Origin of the sequence: Acinetobacter sp. YH12128 (assembly GCF_013418655.1) — a bacterium.
Classification (GTDB): domain Bacteria; phylum Pseudomonadota; class Gammaproteobacteria; order Pseudomonadales; family Moraxellaceae; genus Acinetobacter; species Acinetobacter amyesii.
Window position 1 is genome coordinate 1 of the sequence record NZ_VPBO01000004.1, and the last position, 13,338, is coordinate 13,338.

The 13,338-nt window shown below is 37.8% G+C and carries 12 protein-coding genes, 1 tRNA gene and 1 pseudogene; 9 read left to right on the plus strand and 5 right to left on the minus strand.

Annotation, left to right across the window (positions count from 1 at the left end; translation table 11 throughout):
- Positions 1–978 (minus strand): MBL fold metallo-hydrolase (locus FTU64_RS04060; protein WP_218950835.1); only part of this gene is annotated, 978 nt, incomplete at its 3' end.
- A 261-nt stretch (positions 979–1,239) separates the two neighbouring features.
- Between FTU64_RS04060 and FTU64_RS04065 the strand changes: the two genes are divergently transcribed.
- Complete coding sequence (locus FTU64_RS04065) at positions 1,240–1,614, plus strand: diacylglycerol kinase (protein WP_180055750.1); 375 nt, start codon at positions 1,240–1,242, stop codon at positions 1,612–1,614.
- A 140-nt stretch (positions 1,615–1,754) separates the two neighbouring features.
- Here the strand turns inward: FTU64_RS04065 and FTU64_RS04070 are convergent, their stop codons facing one another.
- Positions 1,755–3,359, minus strand: a complete 1,605-nt coding sequence (locus FTU64_RS04070; RefSeq protein ID WP_168378085.1) for an isocitrate lyase — start codon at positions 3,357–3,359, stop codon at positions 1,755–1,757.
- A 683-nt stretch (positions 3,360–4,042) separates the two neighbouring features.
- Here FTU64_RS04070 and FTU64_RS04075 point away from each other — a divergent pair.
- From FTU64_RS04075 to FTU64_RS04090, 4 genes and pseudogenes are all read left to right on the plus strand, one after another.
- On the plus strand, positions 4,043–5,035 hold the full coding sequence (locus FTU64_RS04075) for a LysR family transcriptional regulator (protein ID WP_078191331.1): 993 nt from the start codon (positions 4,043–4,045) through the stop codon (positions 5,033–5,035).
- Positions 5,036–5,164: 129 nt separating this feature from the next.
- Positions 5,165–6,493 carry a hemolysin family protein gene (locus FTU64_RS04080; RefSeq protein ID WP_078191332.1) on the plus strand — a complete coding sequence of 443 codons (1,329 nt, stop codon included), beginning with the start codon at positions 5,165–5,167 and terminating at the stop codon, positions 6,491–6,493.
- Between the two features lie 54 nt (positions 6,494–6,547).
- Positions 6,548–6,826: a hypothetical protein gene (locus FTU64_RS04085; RefSeq protein WP_180003383.1), complete on the plus strand. Its 279-nt coding sequence runs from the start codon at positions 6,548–6,550 to the stop codon at positions 6,824–6,826.
- 268 nt (positions 6,827–7,094) lie between these two features.
- A pseudogene (locus FTU64_RS04090) lies at positions 7,095–8,434 on the plus strand (CitMHS family transporter).
- Between the two features lie 95 nt (positions 8,435–8,529).
- Here the strand turns inward: FTU64_RS04090 and FTU64_RS04095 are convergent.
- Positions 8,530–9,036, minus strand: coding sequence for a hypothetical protein (locus tag FTU64_RS04095; protein ID WP_078191335.1), 507 nt, complete (start codon positions 9,034–9,036; stop codon positions 8,530–8,532).
- A gap of 195 nt (positions 9,037–9,231) precedes the next feature.
- Between FTU64_RS04095 and FTU64_RS04100 the strand changes: the two genes are divergently transcribed.
- From FTU64_RS04100 to FTU64_RS04110, 3 genes are all read left to right on the plus strand, one after another.
- Positions 9,232–9,966: a hypothetical protein gene (locus FTU64_RS04100; RefSeq protein ID WP_180059272.1), complete on the plus strand. Its 735-nt coding sequence runs from the start codon at positions 9,232–9,234 to the stop codon at positions 9,964–9,966.
- Positions 9,967–10,135: 169 nt separating this feature from the next.
- Positions 10,136–10,221 (plus strand) — tRNA-Leu (locus tag FTU64_RS04105).
- 88 nt (positions 10,222–10,309) lie between these two features.
- Complete coding sequence (locus FTU64_RS04110; protein ID WP_180059273.1) at positions 10,310–10,978, plus strand: hypothetical protein; 669 nt, start codon at positions 10,310–10,312, stop codon at positions 10,976–10,978.
- Between the two features lie 61 nt (positions 10,979–11,039).
- Here the strand turns inward: FTU64_RS04110 and FTU64_RS04115 are convergent, their stop codons facing one another.
- Positions 11,040–11,354: a DUF5713 family protein gene (locus FTU64_RS04115; RefSeq protein ID WP_078191338.1), complete on the minus strand. Its 315-nt coding sequence runs from the start codon at positions 11,352–11,354 to the stop codon at positions 11,040–11,042.
- A gap of 87 nt (positions 11,355–11,441) precedes the next feature.
- Positions 11,442–12,296, minus strand: coding sequence for a dihydropteroate synthase (gene folP / locus FTU64_RS04120; RefSeq protein WP_218950836.1), 855 nt, complete (start codon positions 12,294–12,296; stop codon positions 11,442–11,444).
- Between the two features lie 201 nt (positions 12,297–12,497).
- On the opposite strand from folP, the gene FTU64_RS04125 reads away from it, so the two are divergent.
- Positions 12,498–13,019: a hypothetical protein gene (locus FTU64_RS04125; RefSeq protein ID WP_180059274.1), complete on the plus strand. Its 522-nt coding sequence runs from the start codon at positions 12,498–12,500 to the stop codon at positions 13,017–13,019.
- Positions 13,020–13,338: the final 319 nt, after the last annotated feature.

The following is a 13,338-nucleotide window of genomic DNA, read 5'->3' on the forward strand; positions in this document are numbered from 1 at the left end:
AGCTAAATTTAGCGGGTTCCAACGGAACTGACCATCATTCATTTCACTTATTTTACCAATACCGGGAAATGGTAAATGTGCAAATGCAACAAAGGTTTGCTCTTGAGCAAAACGTTTAAAAATTGCTAAACGAGTTTCACTGGCTTTGACCGGATCGACATCAAAATCGACAGATAATTTGGGTTGTTCAAACTGTAAATGATAGGAATGAACCACATCGCCGAGGATAGCAAAACTTTTAGCTTGCGATTTTAAGATAAAAGAATAATGCCCCGGTGTATGTCCAATACTCGGTAGTACTTCTAATCCATTAATCACCGAACCAACGCTAAAAGTCTTAAAACTCCGCATGGTTTGATAAGGCGCAATCGCAGCTTTAATTTTCGCAACAGTTGCTAAATAACCTTCACGCTTTTCAGCAGCTAAAGTGTCGACGGTGCTTTCACTTAACCAATACTGACTTTCTTGTTCATTGACGTAGATCGTTGCATTTGGAAACACAGCCTTACCTTGTTTCGCAATGCCACATGCATGATCAGGATGTAAATGGGTTAAGAAAACACTGCGTACGCGATTAAGCTTATAGCCAGCTGCTTCAATATTTTGTGCAATAGATCCTAAGTTCGGACCAAAACAACTGGCTGCACCACTATCAACAAGACTGATGCCACCTTGTCCATCATCAATCAGATAGGCATTGACACTGGTTTGTATGCCTTTGCTCTGATCAACCGCAAGCTTTTGAAATAAGGCACTGACTTCTTCTGGAGTTAAATTTTGTTTAAACAAATCAGGACTTAATTCGAGTGTCCCATCTTTTAAAGCAATGACTTTATATGCACCCACTTGGAAAGGATAAAATCCCATGGGCTGAGTCACATTCGTTTTGATTTCCGTTTGAATAACTGCCGGCTCTGCACTGACAAACTGGCTGGTTAAAAGTGTCGCTGCAAGCACAGCAAAACTAAAGTTTTTCATTGTTGACCTATATCACTTTTATTATTTCATGCAATGAAGCAAAGGCTTCAAAATTAAAAATTTTAAACGCCTGTATTGTGCCTGAAATTCAGGCAAATTTTAAGTCCAATACTGGATAAACATAGCACTAACTTGATATAGGCTTATGTAAATCATCCTAAACTTTAATGCCCAATAAAATAAAAACTGAATGCAAGAAAACTTTAAGCTTGGCATGCTATATTTTCGCCAGTTTTTAAATCTATACGTCTGTACAGTACTATGAGTGAAATTTCCCCGTTTAAAGGTAAATCTGGACTTAAACGAATTTTAAATGCAACGCAATATTCCCTCGATGGATTCAAAGCTGCTTATCAAAATGAAGCTGCATTTCGACAAATTGTCTGGATGAATATGGTGCTTATTCCCACCTGTTGTTTTCTCGATGTCAGTCGTGCTGAACATGCGCTTATGGTGGTGGTGTGTTTATTTGCCTTGATTGTTGAGTTATTCAATTCTGCCATTGAAGCCGTTGTCGACCGGGTATCTTTAGACAAGCATCCACTTTCTAAAATTGCCAAAGATATGGGAAGTGCAGCTCAATTTGTCGCTTTAGCAATTATTTTTTTTACTTGGTTAATTATCCTTTTGCCTTAAATAAAGGCTGCCTCACTCTATTTGCAGGGTTATGCCCTGCTTTTTTATATCGACACACTTTAATAAATGGATTTAAGAAGATTTTAAAGCCATAAAAAAACCCAGCTTTCGCTGGGCTTTTTTTCGAATCAGTTCAATGCTTAGTGAGCAGCGAATTGGTTCATTGTGTTTTTCGCATCGTCACCCGCTTTAAGCGCGTTGTCACCAGCGAAGATTTCTTTGTGGTCGTCACCGATGTCAGAACCAGCCATTGCTTGGTGTTTAACACAAGAAATCGTACCGCGGATTTCTTTACGTTGAACGCCAGCTACATAAGCAAGCATACCTTGGTCGCCGAAGTAACCTTGAGCAAGCTCGTGAGTAGAAAGAGCAGCTGTATGGTAAGTCGGAAGTGTGATCAAGTGATGGAACACGCCCGCTTCACGAGAAGCATCAGCTTGGAACGTACGAACTTTTTCGTCAGCTTCAGCAGCTAATTCAGAGTTATCGTATTCAGCGCTCATTAGTTTAGCACGGTCGTAAGCAGAAACGTCTTTACCTTCAGCAACCCAACGGTCGTAAGCTTGTTGACGGAAGTTTAAAGTCCAGTTGAATGAAGGCGAGTTGTTATAAACAAGTTTCGCATTTGGAACTGTTTCTTTAACACGGTTAACCATGTGAGCAATTTCTTCAACGTTTGGAGTCGCAGTTTCGATCCAAAGAAGGTCAGCACCATTTTGAAGGCTAGATACACAGTCAAGTACAACGCGGTCGATTTGCGTGTCTGGACGGAACTGATACAAGCCAGAAGCAAGACGTTTTGGACGGTGAAGTTTACCGTTACGCTTGATTAGGATTTCGTCTTCTTGAGCTTCTGAAATGTCAATTTCAGTTGTGTCTAAGTAGCTGATGTATTGAGAAGCGATGTCGCCTGGCTCTTTAACCACTGGGATTTTTTGAGTCAAGTCAGCGCCTTCAGAGTCAGTACGAGCAACGATGATACCGTCATCAAGACCCATTTCTAAGAATGCATAGCGAAGAGCGTGGATTTTCGCGATGAAGTCTTCGTGTGGAACTGTAACTTTACCAGCTTGGTGACCACATTGTTTAGCGTCAGATACTTGGTTTTCGATTTGAAGTGCACAAGCACCCGCTTCGATCATTTTCTTAGCTAGTAAGTAAGTCGCTTCTTCGTTACCGAAACCAGCGTCGATGTCAGCAATAATTGGCACAACGTGAGTTTGGAAACCGTCGATTTGAGCAGTGATTTCAGCAGCTTTAGCAGTATCACCAGCTTCGTTTGCTTTTTTAAGCGCACGGAACAAGTCGTTTAATTCTTTCGCGTCAGCTTGACGTAGGAAAGTGTAGATTTCTTCGATCAATGCAGGTACTGAAGTTTTTTCGTGCATAGATTGGTCAGGAAGTGGACCGAATTCTGAACGAAGAGCTGCAACCATCCAACCTGAAAGGTAGATATAGCGACGTTCAGTTGTACCGAAGTATTTTTTGTTCGCAATCATTTTTTGTTGTGCGATGAAACCGTGCCAGCAACCTAATGATTGAGTGTATTTGCTAGAATCAGCATCATAAGCAGCCATATCACGACGCATAATAGCAGCTGTATATTTCGCAATGTCTAAACCAGTTTTGAAACGGTTTTGCATTTGCATACGTGCAGCATCTTCTGGGCTAATATCGCGCCAAGTGCTTCCGAATTTTGCTTTTAATTCACGGATTGCATCAATCGCTGTTAAGTATGTAGACATGATATGTTCCTGTAATAATATTAGGATTTTTCTGCAACGTAAGGCTAAAATCATACCCTCGAATGATTGTTCAGATTTAGAACACTTCGTTGCGATAGACACAGAGTAGATTGACTAAAAAAATTAATCCAATATTCTGCATTAATTTTCAGTATTTATTTAAAAAATATGTAGATTAAAGTCGTATTATAATAATTAACCAACATTTATAAGTATTTGTATTTAAATACTTTTATTAAAATATTTTGCTAATTTTTTTGTCTATTTTTCAAACATTTTGATGAATTATTCTTCATTAGACTTAAGTCGACTGAGCATTCACTTTTAAAAAAAACAGCATTTTTTACGCCATTTTTGCCCAAATTCACCAAACTAAATACTTGGTTATTCTGTCTTCAAATGATCATGTAAATGAGATATTTCATCTAATTTTTTTGTTTTATGAACATCACATCGCATAAACAAAATTGCTCCGTATTTTTATTTCACTCACTTAAAAATATCGGTCTAAACAGATAATAAGTATTTAAGAAATATGTGCTGGCACTTCAGCAAATTTGTCTTAAAACTGCCGAATTTTAGTACAAAAGTACACGTCATTTTTTCATCCATTTTTTACACAAGCCTTAGTAGTTATGGCATAATCAGATAAATTTCATGATTTTATTGTCGGTATTTATTTTATGAATCTGGAGCGGGTCGATCTCAATCTATTAATTTATCTTGATGTACTTCTTCGTGAAAAAAACGTGACTCGTGCTGCCGAGCAACTGGGTGTAACTCAGCCTGCGATGAGTAATATTTTACGTCGTTTACGCAACTTATTTAATGATCCACTTCTTATTCGTTCTTCAGAAGGTATGACACCTACAGAACGTGCGCTTGAATTACAGCCACGTATCCGTGATGCTCTCTCTGACCTTTCGATGATTTTGGAACCTCGTACCGAGTTCCGACCTTACACCTCAAATCGTGTCTTCCGCATCATGACTTCAGATTATGCTGAAGCAACACTGGTGCCGCGCCTAGTAAAAGCTTTGCGCTCAGAAGCACCCAATGTGGTTCTCGATTTTTTAACGCCTAGTGATGTGTCTTATCGAGATATGGAACAAGGTAAAGTCGACTTGGCGATTAACCGCTTTAATGAAATTCCGCAAAGTTTCCACCAAGTTTTGGTCTGGCGTGACAGTTTTTCATGCCTTTTAAATGCCAAGCACCCTGCTGCAAATAATTTAAACCTGAAAAGCTATCTAGATGCACAACACATTTGGGTATCTAAAACAGGTATGGGTGTCGGTTTTGGTGTCAATCCTGAAAAACAAGCGGGTCTAGGTTGGATTGATCAGGCTCTAGAACGTATTGGCCAAAAACGTAAAATTTCAGTTTTTACTCGTCATTATCAAATGCCTGGCTTATTGGCCTCGAATGTTGATTTGGTTGCGACTCTGCCAAGCCGTATCGCTCGCCTTCAAGCCAAAAGTCAAAACCTATTACTTCGCGATCCACCATTCTATATTCCTGAATTTGAATTAAAAATGGCGTGGTGTCCTTTACTTCATCATCACCCTGCTCATCGCTGGTTACGTCAACTGATTTTGTATGTTGCACGTCAAATGATTGAAGAAGAAAATCGCGAATACTTAATGAATAACTCTCAGTTTTCACAGTATCAGTAATTAATTCTTTAATTCCTTATTAATTCAAACGTATACTGTCACCATATAGGTAGTAGTTAAGACTACTACCTTGCCCATTTTTGTGTTAGAAATACAGAAAAATAGAATGAATCACAAACAGGTGTATTCGTGAGCCTTTTCCAAAATATTGTCATTATTATTCTCCTGATCGTCGGTGCAGGTTTTCTTTCCTTAACAGAAATTGCCCTCGCGGGTGCACGAAAAGTAAAACTTAAAATTTTGGCTGAATCTGGAGATTCACGTGCACAACGTGTGCTTGACTTACAAGCCAACTCAGCAGACTTTTTCGCCGCATCACAAATTGGCTTAAATGCCGTGGCAATTCTTGGTGGTATTTTGGGTGAAGGTGCATTTCGCCCCTATTTCATTACCTTAGTGACCCGTTTTTATCAGGGCCCGTGGACTGAAACCATTGGTTTCACCCTGTCGTTTACTTTAGTCACCTCCTTATTCATTCTATTTGCTGATTTAATGCCAAAACGTTTGGCGATGATCGCACCTGAAAAAATTGCCGTTGCTGTTGTTGACCCAATTCAAATCTTTATTAAGGTGTGTAAGCCAATGGCATGGGTGATTAATGCCATTGCCAATTTGTTGTTTCGTTTATTCAAAGTGAATACAACACGTGATGACAATATTACCTTTGATGATATTTCAGCCGTGATGGATGCCGGTGCTCAAGCTGGTGTACTTCAAAAACAAGAACACCACTTTATTGAAAACGTATTTGAACTTGAAGAACGTAACGTCCCTTCAAGTATGACTACACGTGAAAACGTGGTGTACTTTACCCTCAAAGAATCAGAAGCCAGTATTCGTCAAAAACTCGCTGAATTTCCGTATTCGAAGTTTTTGGTCTGTAGTGAAAATATTGATGACGTAATTGGCTATGTAGATGCCAAAGATATTTTGGTTCGAATCCTCAACAATCAGTCACTTTTACAGCTCAACGAAAATACCATTCGTAATGTCCTCACGATTCCAGATACTTTAACACTGTCCGAATTACTCGATCGTTTCCGTTCAACCAAAGAAAAATTTGCCGTTGTAATTAACGAATATGCGTTGGTTGTCGGCGTTATTACCCTCTCCGACATTATGATTACCGTGATGGGCGACTGGGTAACACCGATTGAAGCAGAACAACAAATTATTAAACGTGATGCGGATTCTTGGCTTATCGATGGCAGTACACCAATTGAAGATTTAAAGCATGCCCTCGCTTTAGATGAAATGCCCGATGAAGAAAACTATGAAACCCTTGCGGGCTTTATGATGTTTAAACTGCGTAAAATTCCACGTCCAGCTGACTTTGTTACTTATCATGGCTACAAATTTGAAGTTGTGGATGTAGACCACTTTAAAATTGACCAATTATTAGTGACCCGCTTACAACAGGCTGAAACTGAACTTGATACACCAGAAGAATCGGATTAATTCGATTCTTCTTTTTTCTAAAACAATAAAATATAAATACGATGGAATACGAAGATGTCTTTTTCACTTAAAGCGATTTTGACTTGCTTTAGTTTTTATACTGGGGCTTATCTGATCTATTATTTTTTTAAAGCTCATCCTCAACCTTTATTTCTATTGGTCGGTGTTACACTGATCGCCACTGCGTGGTTTTTAACGCCTTATCCCTATGAACGCGGTCGACAACGCTATGACGAAACCATGCGGTTTGGTCTGTTTTTTTATAATCCCTTAATATTTTGGTTCCGATTTTTTAGTTGGCCGATTCGGACCCTATTGTCTATTTTTGCTTAAGCGCATTTGTTGTAATCAAACTGTATCTGCACAGCACTTACAGTTCTCTACTGATGTTGAATAAATGTAAACAGACCACATTTTTTGAATAAAAATTAAAATAAATCGAAAAACCACCCTTCCTTAATACCTTCATTATTAATGACTATTTCTTATTAAAATAGTGATGTATTTCACATTTTCTCACCTTTGTTTTGACTGATGAAATTTCTCTTTATGCTCTGCCCTTGGATTTAAAAAACAGCTTTATATTTCAAAGGAATGAACCATGTTAACCGTACTCGGTTTGGGCATGATCTTGTGCTTTATGTATTTGATCATGTCGAAACGCTTAAGCCCACTTGTTGCACTGACTTTAATTCCCCTACTTTTTGCCTTGATTGCGTGGTTACTTGGTTTTTATTTTGACAGCTTGTCACACATACAAATAAATGAAATTGGCGACATGATGATTGAAGGTGTAAAAAAACTTGCACCGACTGGCATCATGCTGCTTTTTGCGATTCTGTATTTTGCCATCATGATTGATACAGGTTTGTTCGACCCTTAGGTGAAATTTATTTTAAAAATGGTCAAAGGTGATCCCTTAAAAGTCGTTCTTGGAACCATTACCCTGACGTTAATTGTCTCTTTGGATGGAGATGGTTCTACAACCTATATGATCTGTGTTGCTGCCATGCTGCCACTCTATAAGCGCTTAGGTATGAGCCCATTGATTATGGCATGTTGATTATGCTCTCTAGCGGCATTATGAACCTTACGCCATGGGGTGGGCCTACTGCCCGCGCCGCCAGCGCGCTTCATGTCGACCCAAGTGATGTATTTGTTCCGATGGTTTTACCGATGTTATTTGCCATCGGCTGGTTGTACTTCTTAGGAACGATGTATGGTCGCATGGAAAGAAAGCGTCTAGGAATTGTCCAATTGGATATCAGCCATGGTGAAAACATTCAAATCTCAGATAATCCAGATGCCAACCGCGCAGATCTACGTTGGTTTAATGCACTGTTAACCGTCGTTCTGATGATTTGTCTGGTTTTTAGTATTTTACCTATGCCTATTTTATTCATGGTGGCTTTATGTATTGCGCTAGTCGTCAACTACAAAAATGTCGACTTGCAGAAAAAGTTAATCGCACATCATGCAGGTAGTGCTTTAAACGTGGTCGGCATCATTTTTGCTGCAGGTATTTTTACCGGAATTTTAGCTGGAACAGGCATGGTAGAAGCCATGTCCAAACAACTTGTGGCAATTATCCCTGAAAGTATGGGCCCCTATTTAGCACCGATTACCGCTGTCATCAGTATGCCGATGACTTTCTTTATGTCGAATGATGCTTTCTATTTTGGGGTTTTGCCAATTCTTTCAGATGCAGCAGCTCATTATGGAATTGCACCTGTAGAAATGGCACGTGCCTCCATCGTAGGGCAACCTGTACACCTACTCTCTCCACTTGTCCCTTCGACCTATTTACTCTGTGGACTTGCGGGTATCGAGTTTGGACAACATCAGAAATTTACCATTATCTGGGCTGTAATCACGTGTTTTGTCATGTTAGCAGCAGGTCTGATCTTTGGAATGTTTCCCTTTTATTCGAGCTTAACTTAAAATTTTAAAGATAAAAAAGCACCATCAGGTGCTTTTTTATGCTTAACAATACTGAACTAGCCAGTGTTTTACACTCACAGGTTCATTTGTAGTGATTAATGCTTTGAAATTAATGCTTCTAGAACTGCTTCATAATGAATACGAATGTCATCTTCTAAAATTTTATAAACATTGTCGAATTGAACCATTGGCCAGCCTTCTTTCCAAAATGGAAAAATGTTATGCAGGTCATGAGTCACCGTTGCGTCTTCACGTACAATCGCTTGTGCAACTTGCGACAATACTTGTGCAGTTTCAGCACCATCAATCGCTAAATAATCGATACCACGAACTTTCAAAATACGGATACGGTCTTTTTTGTAGCGGATTTTTTTACTTTGGCCTTCATTTAAGCCTAAAGCTAAAGTCACAGCTTCAACAAATTTATCTTCAAATGCTTGATTTAATTTTACCAAAGCTTGTTTGTGTGCTTCTTGACGACCAGCTTTTCCCCCACTACGAATCACTTCATTTGCTTCAGTATTTAAAACATCTGATTTCATCGACTGAAGAATGTCTAGAATTTCGATATCGCTTAATGTTTCAGGAGAATGATCAGTCATAAACTGCCTATAAAAACTTAATATTCAATAAGTATGTATTTTCGCATAAAAGAAGGATGAAAACTGCGACCTTCACTATAGAAATTGTGATTTCTCTTATAATGTTCAGATATACAACATGATTTAGAAAAAAATTCTGTCAAAAATATCGAAATCAACTATATTACTTTCACGCTTTAATACTAACGTCACAATATGGCTCAAAAGAAACAGGCTGCGCTTTACCTTCAACAACTGAAACAGCAATATCCAGCAGCCTTTAAACATAATTATTTATTTTATAGCCAACTGAAAACTCAAGGCATTTTAGACGAACTCAAAGAACTTATTCCTTGGGTTTTGGCGGCGATGATTTTTATTTCTTTGAGCATGAGTATTGGACATGCAGTGCAACTGTATTTTCCAGAAATGAGTGAGTTTCGCGCTCATGGTATTGCTGTACTAAGTATTATGCTGTTTTTCATGCTGGTTGTGCCCTTAGTCATCAAGCAAATCAAGCACAGTTCAATGTCCCTGTATCAAAGTTTGAAAAATACGCCGTTCAGACTTGCGATCGTGATTTTATTACAATTACTCAATATCGCCTTTTTACAAAGCACCTTTGTTCAATCTGTATTGTTCTTTTTCGCCATGAGTTTCGGCTTTGTGCGTTTTTATAAAGAAAATCTTTTCAAAGGTGGAAGTAACACCCAAGAATACTATTTTCTGCAAGAGACACGTCGTATTGCATATTGGTCGTATAAACAAATGCTTAAAGCAAAATTACGTTTGTCGCTCAGTAATCCGAATCAAGCACATCATAAACAGTTATCTGAGCGCTTTACCCTGTTCCAAAATTTGCACATACAAATGCTGCATCAGGAAAATCAGCTATGTAAAAAGCTAAAGCACCAAAATGTTGAACATTATCTTGATGAGTTAATGAAATAAGCTGGCATTGATATAGTGCAAAAAACTTTAAATCACTGCTCAAAAAGTCATTCAATACATCGCTATTTTTGAATATTTTCAACTTATATGCATGAATTGATTGATTTTAAAACAAACACCATCAAATACTCTTGCCAAGCTTCATTTCGTCCTCTATTATTGCGCACATGCCCGAGTGGTGAAATCGGTAGACACAGGGGATTTAAAATCCCCCGCCCACAAAGCGTGCCAGTTCGAGTCTGGCCTCGGGCACCATTCTTATACTTCTAAGATTGGTGCAATAAAAGATCCAGCAATTTGCTGGTTTTTTTATGCCTAAAATTTAGAAATCTATTATTATTCGATGCCGACACCTTCAGATTTTAATCTCCCCGCACTACAACTCAAGCATCCCGATGCCTTTTATCAACGGCTGCTGTTTGCACATTTTAAAATTATCAATCTCACACCCACTGCACCTGTTTTAATCTTTAGCTTTTGCCTGATACTTTCTATCCCCCTTAGCAGCGCTGTACTTGGTCATATGCTTTCAACGGCACTTTCAATACACGACCCCAAAATGGCGTTTAATCTTGGTTTATTGATTATTCTTCCATGGATCTATTGCTATGTCTGGTATGCACATTATCAAGCACGTTTTAGCAGTAAGTCCGCAGTTCCGCGTCTGCAAATACAACTGTATCTCCTTGGCGGATTCACACTTATCCTCGCTATAAACTTTAAGTATCTACAAACAGATGTATTAAACCTCATCAGTCTCTGTGGACTTTTTTTCAGCCTGTTTTTATGTGTATTTACTGAATTATTTTATAAACCTGAAAGCAGCGCCATTGAACGAGTAAAACTACAAAAGCTTCGCCAACTGGCATTTTGGTCTTATCAACAATCTTTAAAACAAAAAGAACATCAATTGTATTTCTACACCCTACACTTACAAGCTATGCAAGAAGAACAAAAACTATCAGCATCGATCAAATCATCATTTAAAGATTTTTTAAACAATGCTCAATGACTTTTTTAAATCCCTAAACACAAAAAAGCCCTGTCACTACAGGGCTTTTTTTAAAGTTCAATTACCATTCTCGGTTAGCAACCAACTCTTCCATTTCAATATCCATATGGCCTTCATCTTGCAGCACCATCATCATGGCTTCTGCAATATAATCAGCAGCCGTATCATCAAGTGAAGAGTCCAAATCTTCAAACTGAGGTTTCATCTTATTGAGCTGTGCAACCGTTTCATTGGCAAAATGGTAGATATCAGTTGAACTTAAATCTGCTTTTGCAATTTTCTTCGCAAATTGAACAACCAATAACTTCACCTCTGCAACCAACACATCTGGGTAATATTCATCATCAAACATGGGTAGCAGTAAATCTGCAAACATACGAAACTCTATCACAAAACATTCAGGGCGCTTATATAACACAAATACTACAATTCACCAAATTTATTGGGATTCAGTATTTTCAAATCACACTGCATTCTGCATGGCTTGCCAAACACGTATCGCATCTACCGTCGCTTTGACGTCATGTGCGCGAACCATACATGCACCTTGTTGAATGCTGAGTAGATGCGCTGCAACCGAGCCTACAGCGCGATTTTGTGCATCTGCACCGCCAAGTGCTTCACCGATAAAACGCTTACGTGATAATGCAGACAGGATCGGATAGCCCATGTCATTCAATTGATAGAATTGCTGTAAAAGCTTTAAGTTTTGCTGCGCATTTTTAGCAAAACCAAAACCCGGATCAATCATGATATTTTCAGCTTTTACACCAGCATCTAAAGCATCCTGTACACGCTGTGAGATTTCCGCCATGACATCCATAGTTACATCATTATATTGATCCAAATGATTCATCGTGGTTGGCTCACCACGCATGTGCATAATAATCACGGGTATGTCTAAGCGGGCTGCAGTTTCTAATGCTTGTGGACGAGTTAAGGCACGTACATCATTCCAAATATGTGCTCCAGCGTTTACAGCTGCAGATATCACTTCTGGTGAAGAGGTATCAATTGAGATCACCACACCTAATTTTGCTAATTCCTCTACTACTGGTACCACGCGTCGGATTTCTTCTTCGATAGCAACTACAGATGCACCTGGTCGGGTTGATTCGCCCCCTACATCAATGACTGTTGCCCCTTCGGCAATCATTTGCTTTGCACGTGCTACCGCTTCATCTTTACCATTGTGTTGCCCGCCATCACTAAATGAATCTGGTGTCACATTTAAAATCCCCATCACATGTGGGGTCGACAGATCTAATGTCAATTTGCCACACTTTAAGATTTTATTTGGTAAAGGCATTAAGCGCATACAACATCTCCTACATGAATCTGACTATGTTATCAATTTTGTGTATGTGAAGGCGCAGTGGTATGAAAGATTTATTAATAAATAAAAAAAATCATATTTTTTTTTATTTTTCAGATTGTATTTTGCTTGTTTTTCTTTGATAGTTTTTTTACTTATTTGATGTTGTTTAGTTTGGCGGTGTTATGCTCTCTTGTTGCTTATATGAAAAATAAATTTTTTGAATTTTATTTAATTATATTTCTGATGTTGATTTTTATTGTATATTCAATTTTATCAGTTTTATATAAAAATCCAAATTATTATTTAAAAAATAGAGGTATTATTGAGGGTTATTATATTATTGAAGAAACAAAAAATAGAACAAGGAAAATGGGTAGTTTGACCGGGAGAGATAGTTGGATTGAGCCTTCATCATATGAAAGTTTAACTTTAAGGAAAAAAAATTCAAATATATTGGTTTTAGTTGAGTGCTCAATTACAGAGTTAGGTTGTCCATTTAGTAATGAAACTAATCTAGAGGTATATGTTAAATACGTAGAAAGTAATTTTTTTTCAAGAAAATTTGCTTTTTATATAAAAAGTTCTGAAATTACTTATGATGAAAAATATTTTAATGAAAAATATAAAAAAGAAAATTATATGAAATTGATTTTTATTATTTTTTATTTTGGTGGTTGTTTTTATTATATGTATATTTCAATTCGAGAGAAAAATTTTTTTTAATACAAGAAAGGTGTGCTTATGATAAAAAATAAAAATAGTCCGAATGAGTTCTGTAGACTTTGTTGCACAAAGATAAAAAAATTAAAATTCTTCCGAGTTACTTAACTTTAAATCAGTAGAGCCTATGATGAGCAATGTATTTCACAATATTGTGAATTAAGTATTAATCACAAACCGACTTCAGTAAGAAGTAGATCTCTTTCATAAATCAAAAAACGATCTTCTTTTTGGTTAATATTTGCACTCCGGATTTCTTAGCATTCGTGCATAATCTGCGGATGAAATACATCGATTCAAACAAGCTTTCTGATCCTCAGTT